The sequence below is a fragment of the Arthrobacter sp. NPDC080073 genome (assembly GCF_040686575.1).
GTDB lineage: Bacteria > Actinomycetota > Actinomycetes > Actinomycetales > Micrococcaceae > Arthrobacter.
This window is the reverse complement of sequence record NZ_JBFBKR010000005.1, coordinates 232,439-248,976: the sequence shown is the minus strand read 5'-3', so window position 1 is coordinate 248,976 and position 16,538 is coordinate 232,439. Positions and strand designations below refer to the sequence as shown.

16 protein-coding genes are annotated in these 16,538 nt (G+C 63.9%); 8 read left to right on the top strand and 8 right to left on the bottom strand.

What is annotated here, in order from left to right:
- Positions 1 to 5: 5 nt before the first annotated feature.
- Complete coding sequence (locus AB0O52_RS08870; protein ID WP_364536305.1) at positions 6 to 1,004, top strand: zinc-dependent alcohol dehydrogenase family protein; 999 nt, start codon at positions 6 to 8, stop codon at positions 1,002 to 1,004.
- 124 nt (positions 1,005 to 1,128) lie between these two features.
- Here AB0O52_RS08870 and AB0O52_RS08865 read toward each other — a convergent pair whose 3' ends face one another.
- Together AB0O52_RS08865 and AB0O52_RS08860 are read right to left on the bottom strand one after the other, a co-directional pair.
- On the bottom strand, positions 1,129 to 1,491 hold the full coding sequence (locus tag AB0O52_RS08865) for an SPW repeat protein (RefSeq protein ID WP_364536302.1): 363 nt from the start codon (positions 1,489 to 1,491) through the stop codon (positions 1,129 to 1,131).
- A 289-nt stretch (positions 1,492 to 1,780) separates the two neighbouring features.
- Positions 1,781 to 2,065, bottom strand: a complete 285-nt coding sequence (locus tag AB0O52_RS08860) for a hypothetical protein (protein ID WP_364536299.1) — start codon at positions 2,063 to 2,065, stop codon at positions 1,781 to 1,783.
- A 16-nt stretch (positions 2,066 to 2,081) separates the two neighbouring features.
- Between AB0O52_RS08860 and AB0O52_RS08855 the strand changes: the two genes are divergently transcribed.
- The 4 genes from AB0O52_RS08855 (at position 2,082) to AB0O52_RS08840 (ending at position 6,737) form a co-directional block, all read left to right on the top strand.
- A complete protein-coding gene (locus tag AB0O52_RS08855; protein WP_364536296.1) occupies positions 2,082 to 3,125 on the top strand; it encodes a substrate-binding domain-containing protein in 1,044 nt (347 codons plus the stop codon).
- A gap of 7 nt (positions 3,126 to 3,132) precedes the next feature.
- Complete coding sequence (locus tag AB0O52_RS08850) at positions 3,133 to 5,250, top strand: ATP-binding cassette domain-containing protein (protein WP_364536293.1); 2,118 nt, start codon at positions 3,133 to 3,135, stop codon at positions 5,248 to 5,250.
- 158 nt (positions 5,251 to 5,408) lie between these two features.
- Entirely contained in the window at positions 5,409 to 5,861 is a 453-nt protein-coding gene (locus tag AB0O52_RS08845; protein WP_364536290.1) for an SRPBCC family protein, read from the top strand.
- Positions 5,862 to 6,737 (top strand): SDR family oxidoreductase, encoded by an 876-nt coding sequence (locus AB0O52_RS08840; RefSeq protein ID WP_364536287.1) that lies wholly within the window; start codon positions 5,862 to 5,864, stop codon positions 6,735 to 6,737.
- A gap of 54 nt (positions 6,738 to 6,791) precedes the next feature.
- On the opposite strand, the gene AB0O52_RS08835 is transcribed toward AB0O52_RS08840, so the two are convergent.
- Entirely contained in the window at positions 6,792 to 9,287 is a 2,496-nt protein-coding gene (locus AB0O52_RS08835) for an ATP-dependent Clp protease ATP-binding subunit (RefSeq protein ID WP_364536285.1), read from the bottom strand.
- Positions 9,288 to 9,456: 169 nt separating this feature from the next.
- On the opposite strand from AB0O52_RS08835, the gene AB0O52_RS08830 reads away from it, so the two are divergent.
- From AB0O52_RS08830 to AB0O52_RS08820, 3 genes are all read left to right on the top strand, one after another.
- Positions 9,457 to 9,921: a GatB/YqeY domain-containing protein gene (locus AB0O52_RS08830; protein WP_364536282.1), complete on the top strand. Its 465-nt coding sequence runs from the start codon at positions 9,457 to 9,459 to the stop codon at positions 9,919 to 9,921.
- Between the two features lie 28 nt (positions 9,922 to 9,949).
- Positions 9,950 to 10,813 (top strand): HNH endonuclease, encoded by an 864-nt coding sequence (locus AB0O52_RS08825; RefSeq protein WP_364536279.1) that lies wholly within the window; start codon positions 9,950 to 9,952, stop codon positions 10,811 to 10,813.
- Positions 10,814 to 11,009: 196 nt separating this feature from the next.
- On the top strand, positions 11,010 to 11,381 hold the full coding sequence (locus AB0O52_RS08820; RefSeq protein ID WP_364536276.1) for a DUF1508 domain-containing protein: 372 nt from the start codon (positions 11,010 to 11,012) through the stop codon (positions 11,379 to 11,381).
- 3 nt (positions 11,382 to 11,384) lie between these two features.
- Here the strand turns inward: AB0O52_RS08820 and AB0O52_RS08815 are convergent, their stop codons facing one another.
- From AB0O52_RS08815 to AB0O52_RS08795, 5 genes are read right to left on the bottom strand one after another with little or no spacing between them, the layout of a single operon-like run.
- A complete protein-coding gene (locus AB0O52_RS08815; protein ID WP_364536273.1) occupies positions 11,385 to 12,599 on the bottom strand; it encodes a glycerate kinase in 1,215 nt (404 codons plus the stop codon).
- The gene (locus AB0O52_RS08810) at positions 12,596 to 13,381 is read right to left on the bottom strand and encodes an SDR family oxidoreductase (RefSeq protein ID WP_364536270.1); all 786 of its coding nucleotides are present in this window, start codon (positions 13,379 to 13,381) and stop codon (positions 12,596 to 12,598) included. The genes AB0O52_RS08815 and AB0O52_RS08810 overlap by 4 nt, the downstream gene beginning before the upstream one ends.
- Positions 13,382 to 13,384: 3 nt before the next feature.
- Positions 13,385 to 14,545: a dihydrodipicolinate synthase family protein gene (locus AB0O52_RS08805; RefSeq protein WP_364536267.1), complete on the bottom strand. Its 1,161-nt coding sequence runs from the start codon at positions 14,543 to 14,545 to the stop codon at positions 13,385 to 13,387.
- Positions 14,542 to 15,414 carry a sugar phosphate isomerase/epimerase gene (locus AB0O52_RS08800; RefSeq protein WP_364536264.1) on the bottom strand — a complete coding sequence of 291 codons (873 nt, stop codon included), beginning with the start codon at positions 15,412 to 15,414 and terminating at the stop codon, positions 14,542 to 14,544. Before AB0O52_RS08800 ends, AB0O52_RS08805 begins: the two co-directional genes overlap by 4 nt.
- Complete coding sequence (locus tag AB0O52_RS08795) at positions 15,411 to 16,538, bottom strand: Gfo/Idh/MocA family oxidoreductase (RefSeq protein ID WP_364536261.1); 1,128 nt, start codon at positions 16,536 to 16,538, stop codon at positions 15,411 to 15,413. Before AB0O52_RS08795 ends, AB0O52_RS08800 begins: the two co-directional genes overlap by 4 nt.

Here is a 16,538-nt window from a genome sequence, read left to right as displayed (position 1 = left end):
ACCCGATGCGTGCATGGTGGGTCCGGGAACCAGGCCCTATTGAGTCACGGCCGCTTGCTTGGGGCGAGCGTCCCGTTCCGCAACCAGGGCGGCGGGAGCTCCTCGTCAGTGTCCGAACCTGTGGTGTCTGCCGAACGGATCTGCATTTGGCCGAAGGCGATCTCGCCCCTCGGAGGCCGAACGTCGTGCCCGGCCACGAAGCGGTGGGAATAGTCAGCGAAACCGGCGATGGGTGTGCGAGGTTCCGGCGCGGTGACAGGGTCGGAGTTGCCTGGCTAGGGGGAACCTGCGGGAGCTGCGCGTATTGCCGCCGCGGCAACGAGAACCTCTGCCTCTCCCCTGTCTTCACCGGATGGGACAGGGACGGCGGATATGCCGAACAACTCACGGTGTCCGAGGATTTCGCCTATGCGATCCCGCAGCAATTTTCGGACGAACAAGCGGCCCCTCTCTTGTGTTCGGGCATCATCGGGTACCGGGCGCTCAAACGGGCCGAGCTTCCGCCGGGCGGCCGGCTGGGCATCTACGGTTTCGGCGGTTCGGCCCATCTCACGGCGCAGATGGCGCGCCACCAAGGGGCGCAGGTCTACGTGATGACCCGTTCGGAGTCGGCCCGTGAACTGGCACGTGAGCTGGGCGCGGTGTTTGTGGGCGACGCGTACGATTCTCCGCCGGACCCGCTCGACTCGGCGGTACTTTTTGCTCCCGTCGGGGACCTTGTCCCTGTGGCACTCGAGGGGCTGGACCGGGGCGGAACCCTCGCCATTGCAGGCATCCACCTCAGTGACATACCGCCTTTGAACTACTCAGCGGATCTCTTCTATGAGCGGCAGCTCCGTAGTGTTACCGCCAATACCCGGGCAGACGGCGAGGAGTTCTGGTCCCTGGCCGCGGAAATTCCGCTGGCCCCCACCACGACGGCGTATCCGTTGGCGGAAGCCGACCGGGCGTTACGGGATCTGGCTGGCGGCCGCATCACCGGCGCAGCTGTCCTGAGAGCCTGAACGCTCGGTCTTGGCCGGAAGCCGGCGGATACCTGAACAAAAGACGGCGATCGGCGGGTCCGATGACGGCCCGCCGATCGCTATTGCCGCTGTTCAGCGTGTGAACACGTCAGCGTTCAGCACTTCACTGCGAAGGGCTGACCATGTGGTGCCGGTGCTCCTCGGTGCTGGGCTTGATCGCCATCGCGGTGACGACAAGCGCCACCAGGCCGGTGATCCAAGACGTCCAGGCTACCCCCGCTTGCATGGAGTAGGAGCCTAGCCACGGAGAAAGGAACAGCAAGGCGCCGAAGGCTGCCTGCACCCACTCCATGGCCGGCGTTCCGGGCATGGCCAGATTGATGACACCGCTAACGATCAGCAAGGCGCCGAAAACGACCATCAGGGCAGCCGACGAGCCGGCCGGCACACTCCAGATGACCGACAGGGCAGCATAGAGCCCGGCGACAACCGTGACCCAATCCTGCCATCGCGTCCATTTCTTCATTGAACCCACCTCTGTGATGCGGACTGCATCCCGGGGTATCGAGATGTACTCCGGTACTGACATAACAAAATCCGGGCACAGCTGCTTCCCGACGAACCCGTGTGGGGCCGGTCCGCCGTCGTCGAATCCTGTCGCGCACGAAGCCTTGCTAAGAGCGGACTTCCGGTCTACAACGTAGTCATAGAGCAACATCGACAGACATGCCCGGCGTCGCCGGCATGTCCGTCCAGGAAGGACCGCGTGATATCGAGTCGCTGGTCGTAAAGTCGCCGGTCAGCCTGGTGCTGGCCTAACGACGTCCGTTGGTGAGAACCGCCGTGGCCTCCGGCGTGGACGTGAGTCCTGCGCCAACGCCCAGGTTCCGGCCCGACCCCGCCAGGTCGCCCGCAGTCGAAACCAACAGAAGGAAAGAAATGTTAAACATGAAGGTCCCGGCACGAGGCGCCGGAACCGCCTTCATTGCAACCCTCGCTATCACGGCTCTCGCCGCATGTTCGAGCACGGGCACATCGTCTTCGCCGAGCGCCACGAGTTCCGGAGGAACGGTACCGCAGATCTCTGCGGATGCTTTCACGGCCGACTTCTCGGCCATGAAACAGCTCACCTCGCTCGCTTCGCAGGGCAAGGGCATGGTAGGCGTGCTGCTGCCAGACACCACCACCTCCGCGCGGTACGTCACTTTCGATGCCCCGTATTTGAAGAAGGCATTCGAAGCCGCGGGACTCGATTCCTCGAAGTTGAAGATCGACAATGCGCAAGGCAGCGCAAGCACGATGCAGACGCAGGCCGAGGCTGACATCACTGCAGGCGCTTCCGTGCTGCTTGTCGACGCGCTCGACTCCGGTTCGGGCGCCGCCATCGAGGCGGCGGCCAGCGCGCGCGGCGTCAAAGTGATCGACTATGACCGGCTCGTCAAAGGCGGGGCCAAGGATCGCACCTACGTGAGCTTCGACAACGTCAAAGTTGGTCAGCTGATCGGCCAGGGGGAGATCGCGTGCCTCACGGACTGGAAAGTCACCAAACCAAACATCCTCGTCATGGACGGCGATCCGACCGACAACAACGCCAAGCTGTTCGCCGAAGGCTATAACGGCGTACTCAAGCCCCACTTCGACAATGGCGAGTACGTCAACGTAGGAGAGCCGGCGGGCACCTGGACACCGTCGGTTGCACAGACGACGTTCGCCCAGCAGTACACCGCCCACCCGAACATCAACGCGGTGGTCACGCCTAACGACGACAACGCCAACGCTGTGATCGCCTACCTGCAGAGCAAGCAGATTCCCGCCAAGACCTTCCCGACGACAGGCCAGGATGCGTCTTTGTCCGGGCTGCAGAACATCCTGAAGGGTTACCAGTGCGGAACGGTGTACAAGCCGATCTACTTTGAAGCCCAGGCGGCTGCCGCGGCAGCGCTTTACCTGCGGGCAGGAGTGACCGTTCCGACAACCCTCGTCAACGGCAAGACGACGGACGACACCGCGAAGTCCGACGTCGCATCGGTCCTGCTGACCCCGCTGTGGGTGACCACGAAGAACATGGCGGACACGGTGGTCAAGGACGGCGCGGTGACGAGTTCTTCGCTGTGCGTCTCGCAGGTGAAGGACGCGTGCACCGCGGCAGGTATCCAGTAATTCCACAATGAGTGAGCTGGCAAACCCGGATCCCGCCGACGTCGGGCCCCTCCTTCGGCTCGAGGGCATCGACAAGAATTTCGGGCCGGTGCAGGCGCTGGTCGACATCACCTTTGAGGTGCCTGGCGGCGAGGTGACTGCGCTGGCCGGCGACAACGGTGCGGGCAAATCGGTATTGATCAAGTGTGTCGCCGGAATTCACGCCCCCGACGACGGGCAGCTGTTTTGGGAGGGCAGGCCCGTACGATTCAACTCGCCCCACGAAGCCGCAGCGCTCGGCATCGAGACCGTGTATCAGGACCTGGCCTTGTGCGACAACCTCGACATTGTGCAGAACCTGTTCCTTGGCCGCGAACGCCTGCGCGGTCTTCTCCTTGATGAAGAGAGCATGGAGATCGCGGCCCGGGAGACGCTCTCAAGCCTGGCCGTGACCACCGTGCGTTCGATCCGGCAACCGGTCGCGTCGTTGTCCGGCGGGCAACGCCAGTCCGTTGCGATTGCGAAGTCGGTGCTGTGGAACTCGAAGCTAGTCATCATGGACGAGCCGACCGCGGCCCTCGGCGTCGCCCAGACGGAGGTCGTGCTTCACCTGATCCGCCAGCTCGCCGACCGTGGCGTCGCCGTCATCGTCGTCTCGCACAACATGAACGACGTGTTCGAGGTTGCGGACCGCATCGCCGTTCTCAGGCTCGGGCAGCTTGTGGCCATCCGGCCTGTCACGGAGATGGATCGGCAGATCGTGGTCGACCTGATGACCACTGGGATCTCAGATCGGGCAAGGCCGGAAACCGCGCCGACACCGCCGTCGAAACGCCCGCTAGCCGCCGTCAAGGGGCCGCTCCCCTCAACAGCAGCCGCCCTCCAGGGCGAGCCGACCACGGCGGCCGCGGAGCGGAAGGCCGCCTTGGCGTTGAACCCGGACATCACCGCGACATCGCTGCCCGAATACTTCCGTACGGCGCTGGCGCGGGTCCGGGGCGGCGAGAGCGGAGTGCTGCCGGTTCTCGCGGGCCTGTTGCTGATCTCTGCGCTGTTCCAATCGTTGAACCCGAACTTCCTGACGCCCGGCAACATGGTGAACCTGCTCATCCAGGGTTCGGTATTCATGCTGCTGGCGATGGGGCAGATCTTCGTGCTCCTGCTCGGCGAAATCGACCTGTCCATCGGGTACGTCGGCGGAGTGGGCGGCGTCGTCATGGCTGAACTCGTCCAGGAGTCCACCGGGTGGCCATGGTGGGCGGCGATCGCCGTCGGCCTGCTTAGTTGCGCCGGGATCGGGCTGCTTCATGGCACGATCATCACCCGCCTCGGATTGCCGTCGTTCGTCGTGACCCTTGGCGGCCAGCTCGGCTGGCTTGGCGTGATGCTCATCATCCTCGGGAGCGGCGGGGTCGTGCCCATCAACGACAACGTCATCAACAACATCGCGAGCGGCAACCTCAGCCCGGTCACCAGCTGGATCCTGATGCTCGTCGTCGTCGGAGCGTTCAGCACGTGGACGTGGCTGCGGGACGCCCGCCGACGCAACACCGGACTCGTCGCGCCGCCCGCCAGCGTGAGCGCCCTGAAGATCGCGGCGGTGCTCGCCGCGGGCGTGGCCGTCGTTTGGCTCTGCAATACGGACCGCGGCAACCTGGTCGAAATCAGCGGCGTGCCGTGGGTGCTTCTGGTCGTGCTGGGAGTACTCGCCGCTTGGACGTTGCTGCTTGGGCGTACCCGGTTCGGCCGCTATGTCTACGCCATTGGCGGCAACGCCGAGGCCGCACGGCGGGGAGGCGTGAACCTTGCGCGCATTCGCACGCTCGCCTTCATGCTCGCTTCCTTCACCGCAGGAATCGGCGGAATTGTGTACGCGTCGCGGCTCCGTTCCGTCTCGACGTCGTACGACGGCGGCACGTTGGTCCTTTACGCCGTGGCGGCTGCGGTCATCGGCGGGACAAGCCTGTTCGGCGGGCGCGGCAAGGTGCTGCACGGGGTGCTGGGCGGCCTGGTGATCGCCACGATCGATAACGGCATGGGCCTGCAGGGTTACAGCGCTCCGGCCAAGTACGTCGTGACGGCGCTGGTCCTCGTCGCGGCGGTAACGATCGACGCGGTCGCGCGTCGCGGACGCTCCCGGACCTAAACGGCTTGTTGAACGGCCCCGCACGCAGACAGCTACCTGGCCGGTCTGGACTTGGATAATCAGCAGGCTTAACGTTCAAGAGTGGCCGACTTCCCGGAGGGACGGTCCCAGGGGCAGTCCCTCCGGCCAGCCCACGCAAGTCCCAGCGAGGAGGAGAGATGCGAAAGGTTGAAGAAACGATTGACGTCGACGTCCCCGTCCATACGGCTTACAACCAGTGGACGCAGTTTGAGTCGTTTCCGCGATTCATGTCCGGGGTGGAATCCGTAACCCAGTTGAGCGACACAACCAACCACTGGGTCACCAAGGTAGGGGGTGTGGAACTGGAATTCGATACGGAAATAGTCGACCAGGAACCCGACGACCGGATTGCTTGGCGCAGTATTGACGGCAAGTCGCACGCCGGCATCATCAGGTTTTCGCCGCTGGACGCCAACCACACGCACGTCAAGGTCCATTTCGAATGGGCACCGGAAACCGTCATGGAGAAGGCCGGAGCCGCACTCCAAATTGATGAGATGCAGGTGAAGGCCGACCTGAAGAAATTCAAGGAGTTCATAGAGTCGCGTGGAAACGAAACCGGAGGATGGCGCGGCGAGGTGGAGGAGTAAATGACCGATCCTGGGCCGGTGCTGGTGGTCGGCGGCACAGGCATGCTGGGCAGCCAGGTGGTGTCCAAGCTGCTTGAAGGCGGCAAGCAAGTCCGCGCCTTGGTACGGCCCGGTTCGGATGCGAGCCGCCTCGAAGAGCTAGGGGCCGCGATCGCGCGCGGCGACATGATGGACCCGGAGTCGCTTGGGCACGCCATGGACGGCATCGACGCGGTGATCACCTCGGCGGCGGGATACACCCACCATCGGGAGGGCGACAGTCCCGTCATCGACACGGTGGGCAACACCAACCTCGTCGATGCGGCAAGCCGCGCCGGTATTCGCAGATTCGTCCTGACCAGCATCCTCACTTGCGATCAAACACCGGATGTTCCGCATTTCTGGCACAAGAAACTCGCCGAGGATCGCCTGGAAGAACTCGGGGTCCCGTTCTTGGCGCTGCGCCCGGGCGCATTCCTTGAGCAGATCACCCGCTTCGGCGACCCTTTCAGCGCGGGGCGGCTCACGTCGTTCGGGTCTCCAAGCGTTCCCCTGACGTACGTGCTTGCCAGTGACCTCGCCGGGTACCTTGCGGCAGCAGTCGACGCGAGCGGAGTTGAGGGGCAGCGTATCGACATCGGTTGGGACCGTCCGGTAAGCATGCAGGACATCGCCGATATCTCGGCCCGGATGCTCGGCCGGGAGATCCAAGTCGTCGTCAGCCCGATCAGCGCGGTCAACCCGATGGCGAAGGACCTTGAGGCGATGATCGACTGGTTCGGGACGGGCCGCTACGTCGCCGATACTTCGCGACAACGCGAGGTCTTCGGGCCGCCGCCAACCGCGGAGGACGCCGTCGCACGCCTGCTCACCAGCCTCGGGCACAAGCGTGACTAAGCCGGGCCCGACGGCGGCCGGACGAGGCCATCTGCTAACCCGGGTTTAACCGCGTTACCCCACGGCGGGCAGGGCGTCGGGGATGCGCGGCTTGGCGTTGCCGGCGAAGGTGAACTTGGCGTCGTCGCCTTCGCCGTCGACGTCGACCACAACGATGTCACCCGGGTGGATCTCGCCGAAGAGGATCTTCTCGGAGAGCTGGTCCTCGATCTCGCGCTGGATGGTGCGGCGCAGCGGCCGGGCACCCATGGCGGGGTTGTATCCGCGGGTGGCCAAAAGTACCTTGGCGGCGTCCGTGAGCTCGATGCCCATGTCCTTGTCGGCCAGGTGCTGTTCCAAACGATGGATCATCAGGTCCACGATCTCGATGATCTCGTCCCGCGTGAGCTGCGGGAAAACGATGACGTCGTCAACACGGTTGAGGAACTCGGGACGGAATTGCTGCTTGAGCTCCTCGGTGACCCGCGCCCGCATCCGGTTGTACCCGGTGGTGGTGTCCGTGCCGGACTGGAAGCCGGTCGCCACGCTCTTGGAAATGTCGCGGGTGCCCAGGTTGGTGGTCATGATGATCACCGTGTTCTTGAAGTCCACCACCCGGCCATGGCTATCCGTCAGGCGGCCGTCCTCGAGGATCTGCAGCAATGAGTTGAACAAATCGGAGTGGGCCTTCTCCACTTCATCGAACAGCACCACGGAGAACGGACGACGGCGGACCTTCTCGGTCAGCTGCCCGCCCTCGTCGTAGCCGACATAGCCCGGAGGGGCACCGAAGAGACGCGACACGGTGTGCTTCTCCGAGTACTCGGACATGTCCAGCGTGATGAGGGCATCCTCATCGGCGAAGAGGAATTCCGCCAGCGCCCTGGCGAGCTCGGTCTTGCCGACGCCGGTGGGGCCGGCGAAGATGAAGGAGCCACCGGGACGCTTGGGGTCCTTCAGGCCTGCACGCGTACGGCGGATTGCACGCGACACTGAATTGATCGCCTCATTCTGACCAATAACGCGCTTGTGCAGTTCCTCCTCCATCTTGAGCAGGCGGCTGGATTCTTCCTCGGTGAGTTTGAAGACCGGGATCCCGGTGGAGTTCGCGAGAACTTCGGCAATCAGGTCCTCGTCTACCTCGGCGTTGCCGTCCGTGCCGCCGGATTTCCACCTGAGTTCCCTTTCCCGGCGCTCGGCGACAAGTTTCTGCTCCTTCATACGCAGCGACGCGGCACCCTCGAAGTCCTGGGCATCGATGGCCGATTCCTTCTCCATCTTCACCTCGGCGATGCGTGCGTCCATCGCTTTCAGCTCCGGCGGCCGTGTCATGCGGCGGATGCGAAGACGTGCGCCTGCTTCGTCGATCAGGTCGATCGCCTTGTCCGGCAGGAAGCGGTCCGACACATAACGCTCCGAGAGGCTCGCCGCGGCCGCCAGCGCGCCGTCGGTGATGGTCACCCGGTGGTGCGCCTCGTAACGGTCACGCAGGCCTTTGAGGATCTCAACGGTGTGGGCCACCGAGGGTTCCTGGACCTGGATCGGCTGGAAGCGGCGCTCCAACGCGGCGTCTTTCTCAATGTGCTTGCGGTACTCATCCAGGGTGGTTGCACCTATGGTCTGGAGTTCGCCTCGGGCCAGCAACGGCTTGAGGATGGACGCCGCATCGATGGCACCCTCTGCAGCGCCGGCACCCACGAGCGTGTGGATCTCGTCGATGAAGAGGATGATGTCGCCGCGGGTCCGGATTTCCTTGAGGACCTTCTTCAGGCGCTCTTCAAAATCGCCCCGGTACCGGGAACCGGCCACCACTGAGCCCAAATCGAGCGTGTAAAGCTGCTTGTCCTTCAGGCTCTCCGGCACGTTGCCCCGGACAATAGCCTGGGCGAGGCCCTCGACGACGGCGGTCTTGCCGACGCCGGGCTCGCCGATCAGCACGGGGTTGTTCTTGGTCCGGCGGGAGAGGACCTGCATGACGCGCTCCATCTCCAGCTCGCGGCCGATCACAGGATCAAGCTTGTTTTCCCGTGCAGCCTGGGTAAGGTTGCGGCCGAACTGGTCCAGCACCACCGAACCGGCCGGTGCAACCTCGGCCTGGCTCGGTCCGGCGACCATTCCACTGGGGTCCTTGCCCTCGTACCCGGAGAGCAAATGGATGACCTGCTGGCGGACGCGGCCGAGGTCGGCGCCGAGCTTGACAAGGACCTGCGCGGCAACGCCTTCACCTTCGCGGATGAGGCCGAGCAGGATGTGCTCGGTACCGATGTAGTTGTGGCCGAGCTGCAGGGCTTCCCGGAGGGCGAGCTCAAGGACTTTCTTGGCGCGCGGGGTGAACGGGATGTGGCCGGACGGGGCCTGCCGGCCCTGGCCGATGATCTCCTGCACCTGCTCGCGGACGCCATCGAGCGATATATTCATCGACTCAAGCGCCTTGGCCGCAACCCCCTCACCCTCCTGGATCAGACCCAAGAGGATGTGCTCGGTACCGATGTAGTTGTGGTTGAGCATGCGTGCCTCTTCTTGGGCAAGCACAACAACGCGACGGGCACGGTCCGTAAATCTCTCAAACATTTCGCCACACTCCTGGCAGCCGCCTACCTCGATGCTACGTCGCCAAGGGCCCTCTTGGGGGACGCCGGAGGCAGAATTTTAGATACCGGGCCAGCCGGCTGCATGGTTCTTCTGCACAGACGGCCCAGACCGTGAAGAATGAAATCAACCACCAACTAGAGGGAACACCATGAGCACCCTGAAGCAACGCCTGCATGCCGACGTCGTAGTCCACATGAAAGACCGCAACAAGACCGCGCTCACGACGGTCCGCAATGTCCTTGGCGAAATAGAGACGCGTGAGAAGTCCGGCAAGACACCCATCGAGCTGGACGACACCCAAGTGACGGCCCTGCTGCAGAAGGAAGCCGCCAAGCGCAGGGACACGGCGCGCATTTACACGGACGCCGGCGAGGCCGAGCGCGCTGCCGCGGAAATCGCCGAAGCGGAAGTCATCGAGGCGTATCTGCCCGAAATGCTCTCCCCCGCCGAAGTAGAGGCAATCGTCGACGACGCAATCGCGGCGTTGAAGGCCAGCGGCCAGGAACTCACGATCAGGCAGATGGGCGCCGTGATGAAGCCCGTCGCAGCAAAGGTCGCCGGGCGCTTCGACGGCAAGGCCGTCAGCGAAATCGTCCGCACCCGACTCGCATAGATACACTGGAACGCAGGGAGGAACAGCCATGGCAGCCATCATCCTGGGATGGAATCCACGGCTTTGGAACGACTGGAACTACGAGGCTGTGATCGTGCAGGTCGCCGAAACGGGTCAATTCCTTGAGCGATGGAACGTCGGCCAGCACCGGAAGATCCAGGCCGGCAACCAAGCATGGCTTCTCGTGCAAGGTGGACGCCGCCACGGACGCGGGCTCATCGGCCACGGCGTCGTCATGTCCGAAGCGTATGAAGCGCCTCAACGCACCGAGCCGAAGAGTATTGCGTGGTACGTGAGCGTGGCCTTCGACGCCTTGCTTCCCCTCGGCAGCCAGATCCCGTCGAGTGTCCTCTCCAGCGAAGTGCCGGACGTAGCCTGGAACACCTTCCGCGGTTCGGGACGGTCCATACCGGCAGAATCAGAATCCGGCCTTCAGCGCGTGTGGCGGGAGCACGGACCGGGAGCCTCCGAGCCGTGCCAGACCGTTCCAGGAACCTACCCGGAAGGAGCCGTCAGCCGGATTGAAACGAACCGCTACGAGCGAGACGCTGAAGCCCGCCGGATTTGCCTGGCTTTCCACGGGACGTCCTGTGCCGTGTGCACTTTCTCCTTCGAAGTACGCTACGGGGACATTGGCAAGGACTTCATCCACGTCCACCATGTGGTTCCCGTTTCACAGCTCGGCAACGACTACACGCTGGATCCGATCGCGGACCTCGTACCGCTGTGTGCCAACTGCCACGCCATGGCACACCGGGGCGTGGGCACCCCACGCACCGTGGCGGAATTGCGGCGTGCCATCGCCGCCGCCGGACACTTGCCCGGCCAAATCGTCGATGACAGAGCGCTGGCGGCCCAGGACGCCGCACACCGGATTCTCGAGCAGCGATGACCAAGGGCCGTTCCTGATGCACTAGCCAGCCAAGGTTCTTCCCCGTATTTTGTTAACTACACCGTGCGGCGAGCACCACACGCTGTGAGTCAGATGATCCATTTGCCGGCTGAAACCACTGGGGCGCAACGCCGCGCCCCGAACCCGGCGAGACCTACCGGGCGCCACGCGCCGCCCGCTGTTCAGGAGGATACGCATGGCAGGGATGTTTGAACTCTTCATCGACGAGGACACGAGCTTCAGATTCAGGCTCAAAGCGCCGGATGGAACCGTGGTAGCCATCTCCAGGTCCTTTCCCGACAAGCCCGCCGCGGTGAGCGGCATCAGTGACGTCCGGGAATATGCAGGAATGGGCCTGATCACCGATCTCTGCCCGGAAGTCCCGCACCGCGCGCCGTCACCCACGCCTCCGGTTCCTGTTGTACGGCAAAGCAGCCCTTCCGCGTTGCCGCCGCTTCCCGTCCCGCCTCGACACCATAATCCGCTCCCCCAAAGAGATCGAACCGGCCGCCCATGGCACACCCCCGCCTTGGTCGACGCATCCTGCGCGGGGCTGGTTGAGGCGTAGAGCCTAAAGGCTGCCGGCCTTCGCCGAAATGCCTGTCAATCCTCCCGGTCCGGAAACTTCAGTTTCGAAGCGCCGCATTGCCCGGGCCGCGAGGACGCGCAGCAGCGACTGGGCGCGGTTGATTGCTGCATCTTTGTCCTCGGTGAGATCAAAGATGCAGTCGGCTGACAAGATCCCGTCGGCAAGAAGACGGGATCTTGTGGCGCTCTGAATGACGCCGCTCAGAGCCAGGACGGGTATATCGCGCCGCGTTGCCGCCCGGGCTATTGCAATTGGCGCTTTTCCTTCCAAGGATTGATCATCAAGCGATCCTTCTCCAACGATCACCAGATCCGAACGGCTCATTGCGGCGTCGAGGCCGATTAGTTCTCCGATGAGGCCAATGCCCGAGGTGATCCGGCCGATTCCTGCCGCGAGGAAGCCAACTGCAAACCCGCCGGCGGCGCCGACACCAGGCATGGCCGAGGTGTCAGCGCCGAACGCGCTGACGAGGAGGTCGTTCCAGCTCTCGAGACGGCGCTCGAGACGTTGAACTGCCGCCGGGTCGGCACCCTTTTGCGGTCCAAAAAGCCGCGCCGCCCCTCGCGCGCCGACAAGGGGGACTCCGACGTCCGTAGCAATGACTAATTCGGCGTCTCGCAGCCGGGGGTCGAAAGTGGATGCGTCAAGGGCGGTCGCGTGCACCGCGTGAGTGCCATTGGTGATCCGGGCCCCGTCCGGGCCGAGAAGCGTCAGGCCGAGGGCCAAAAGCGCCCCGGCACCCGCGTCGGTCGTGGCAACCCCGCCGGCACCGACGATGATCTTGCGGAATCCGGAGTCGAGGGCATCGAGGATCAACTGACCGACGCCATATGTTGACGCTGCTTCAGCTGTCGCCGCAGATGGTTGTGGAATGAGCTGCAGTCCGGCGGCCTGGGCCATCTCAACGACTGCCAAGTCTTTGAGCGAGGCCCAAGCCGCTTCCAGTGGTTCTCCAAGCGGTCCGCTGATGGTGGCTTGGTGGAGTTCCGCCCCTGCGGCAACGAGGGCATCGATCGTTCCCTCACCGCCGTCCGCGACAGGAAGAAGGGTGATCTCACTGTCAGGAACGGCATCAAGAATCCCGGCGGCAATGGATTCGGCAGCTTGCCTGGCTGTGAGGGAGCCCTTGAATTTGTCCGGTGCGACGAGAATGCGCAGCGGTCGGGAAGAGTGCTGTGGATCATGTGCGGCGGTCAATAGGTTGCCCTGCCTCCAGATAGGTCGTAAATGAACCCGGTCGTGTAGGAAGCCCCGGGCGAGATGATGTATTCGATGAGTGCGGCCGCCTCTTCGGGCGTACCGAGCCGGCGCATGGGGATTCGTTGCAGGTCTTCGGCGGTAGGTGGGTGTCCGCTCACCAATGGGGTGTCGATTTTGCCCGGGGCGATCGCGTTGACCGTGACTCCTGTGGCGGCGTACTCCCTTGCCAAGGCCTTCACCAAGCCGCAGATTCCAGCCTTGCTGGCTGAATAGCCGGTCATCCCGGCTACGCCTTCCTTTCCCGCGGTGGACGAAAAGTGAAGCAGCCGGCCGAAACCGTTCGCGGCCATCACGGGAAGGACCGCTTTTGACAGTGCGAACGCACCAACGAGGTTCACGCGGAGAAGCCGGTCGAACTCTTCGAGGGTTTCCTCAGTGGAGGGCTGAACCTTCCCGAGGATTCCTGCGGTGTTGATGACGACGTCCAGGCGCCCCGCCAGGGAGATCGCTTGCTCCACAGTCGCTTCGACGGATCGGGGGTCGGAGACGTCGATGGCCAGCTGGGGATATGGCGTTCGAGCGGCCGGCCGCTGGGATGTCGGGAGGTCGGCGCCGATCACTTTCCCTACTTTCGTGCCGAGCAGCTCCGCGGCTGCATGCCCGATTCCGGACCCGGCGCCCACGATCAAGCAGCGGAGATCCGAAAATGGAGGAGTCGCGGCCGGCACCTGCGCTGACTGATCAGCTATGGTGGGGGCGGCGTTGCTGAGTTGGGGCATCGGCTAGAGTCCTTGTCCTTGGAAGTACGCTGCCGCCCGCGCTGCGGCAAGGTCGGGCTCAGGGAACAGACCGATGCTGTTGGCCGTATCGAAGAGGTCCGCGAGGTGGAGGATCGAGCGGCCGGATTCGAGCCCGGCGATCATCCTGAAGTGGCTCTGGCATCCGGTGAGGTAGCTGAGCCACACGACCCCCACTTTGTAGTACTGTGTCGGGGCTTCGAAAATGAGCCTGCTGAGAGGGACGGTAGGTTCCAGGATCGCGCGGAATCCGGTGACGTCTCCATTGTCGAGTTTGGCGAAAGCCGCAGAGGCGAACCGAGGCACCGCGGCGAAGGCGCCCAGGAGTGCGTCGCTATAGCCTTGTTCGTCCCCGGCGATGAGATCGGCGTAGTTGAAGTCATCGCCGGTGAAGAGGCGAACACCCGCGGGGAGCCGTCGACGAAACCCGACTTCATGGTCTTTGTCAAGCAGTGAGATCTTGATCCCTGCGACCTTTTCCCTTTTCTCCCGGATGAGCGCCAGGACCGTTTCCGTTGCCTCCGCAATGGTAGGTGCGCCCCAATACCCTTCCAGAGCGGGGTCGAACATGGAGCCGAGCCAGTGCAGGATCACAGGCCGCTTCGCTGCGTCAAGTACTTTGCCGTAGACGCTGAGGTAGTCGTCGGATCCGTGCGCGTTGCGCGCAAGGTGGCGGCTCGCCATTACGACCACACTGCCCCCGGCTGCCTCAATTTCGCCGAGCTGCTCGATGTAGGCGTCGGTGATTTCTTCGAGCGAATGAGGTGCGGCGTCCAGTTGGTCGGTGGCGATTCCGACGACGACGGAGCCGCCAACACTTTTGGCCTCGGCAAGCGTGCGCTGTGCGAGTCCGAGCGCTGCTGCCGGACCGAGTCCCATTCCGCGCTGGGCGGTGTCCATGCTCTCCGCGACGCCCAGGCCAAGGTTCCAGAGCGAGTGCCGGAGGCGGAGGGTGGCATCCCAGTCGATGGCGGCAGGAGATCCGGCGCTGGATCGTAGCGGGTCCGCGACGACGTGACCGGCCGCGTAGGCAATACGGGACCTGGGCGGCGCGATCAGTGTTTCGAGCGCGGCAGGCTCGGCTAGTTCCAAGGTCCGGCGCCGTCCGGAGGGGGCAGGCAGCTCAATGGTGGTCAGGGTTTTCATGGGGATTGACGCTCCAATTCATTGAGGGATTCGCTGACGCAGCGGTTGAAGCCGGCAACGGTGCGATCGATGATCGTCTCCAGGGGCAATTTCCAGATGTCATCGTTGAAAATTTCGACTTCGATCGGTCCGGTGTAGCCGGCACGGCGGATCGAAGCAGTCAGTGGTGCGAAGTCGATGTCGCCGTCCCCTGGAAAGAGGCGGCCGTTCATGTTCTCCGGGCCAGGAAGGGGTAGTGCGAAATCGCTGACCTGGTAGCCCGCGATCCGCGGACCCGCGGCCAGGACATCGTCGTGGAAGCGGCTGTCCCAGGAAGTGGCATAGGCATCTATGAGTAACCCGACGGTGTCTTCGGGGAAATCCGCAATAATCCGGAGAGCCTGGGCAATTGTTGTCACGATGCTCCGCGTGCCGACGAACAGCGGGTGGAGGGGCTCGAGCGCGAGCCTCACGCCGGCGTCGCGGGCATAAGGCTCCAGTTCCTCGATGGCGGCCCGGAGCCGGACTTCAGCGTGCTGAATGCTGCGGTCATGTGCCGGAAGACCGCCTGCAATGAGGGTCAACATAGGGCTGCCGACCTCCCGGGACAGGTCGAGCGCACGTTTGACTCCGTCGAGGGCGGACCGCAGTTCGGCGCCTTCTTTGTCCGCGAGGAATCCTGTCCTGCAAACGGAGCTGACGGACAAACCTGTGTCGTTGAGCAGCTGCTGGGTGCGGGCAATTCCGATCGCCTCAACGGGTTCGATCCACAATCCGATGTGTCGGATTCCCGCCCGCATTGCCTCTTCCGCGGTCTTAGTCAGTGGATATGGGCGGGTGGTGGCCTGGTTGAGGCTGAGTTCCACCGGGTCGGTGCCGACGTGCGTCATCGGGATGCCCCAGCTTCGGCCAACGAATGGGACAGATGGGTGAAATGGCACGATTCCGGGGAGGACCCGATTCGAATCGGCAATCCAGTGCGCGCCGATTCATAGACGGCGGCGACGATCTGGAGCGATTTCATCGCTTCCCGTCCGGTGACGGCCGGCTGCCGCCCGGAGCGAATGGCATCGACGAACTCGGCCACTTGGACTTTGTGCAAGGGCAGGAGCCGTGCGTTGACTTCGGCGACAGGAATATCGCCGGTCAAGCCATCCAGGATTACCGTCCCTGCCCGTTCCTCGCCCGGTATTGCCCACAGGTCGTTCACCGCGTCGGAACCTTCCGGGTACTCTGTGACCTGCACTGTCGCGCCGTTGCTTCCGGTGACGACGATGCGTGTGCCAAGGCCCGGGCTGGCTGCGACCGTGGCGCTGAGTGTAGCCACGGCTCCGGACGCGAAAGTGATGAGCGCAGCCGCCGTGTCTTCGACTTCGATGGTGTCGCCCAGGACGAAGGAACCGGCCTTGGCGCTGACCTCCACGGGATCCCCCATGAACCATTGAAGGAGGTCGATGTTGTGGATTGCCTGGGTCATGAGCACGCCGCCGCCATCGGCAGCCCACGTGCCCCGCCAAGCGGCGGCGTTGTAATAGTCGGTGCCGCGATGCAGGAGTACTTGGCAGTGTCCAAGCATCGGTGTGCCGAGGCGACCGTCGTCGATGGCTGCCCGAAGGGCCTGCGCCCCGGGCCAAAAGCGGCGCTGGAACACCACCCCCAGGGTGATGCCGCCCTCTTCGGCGGCACGGACCATCCGTTCAGCGGCAGCTGTGTCGGTGGCGATTGGCTTTTCGCACAGGACGTGCACCCCTGCCGACGCGGCTTCGGACACGACGGCCTCGTGAGTCGGGTGCGGGGTACAGACGCTGATGGCGTCGACTCCCAAGGCGATGAGTTCCCCCACCGAGGATACGGCGTGGGCGATGCCGCGTTCCGTCGCGAACTGCTGTGCGCGTTCGACGGCGACATCGCAGACTCCGACGATTTCGACGCCGGGCAGGGCGGAGTAGGACTGGAAGTGGTTGTCGGCGATGTTGCCGCAGCCGACGATTCCTATGCGGAAGGGCTGGCTCAT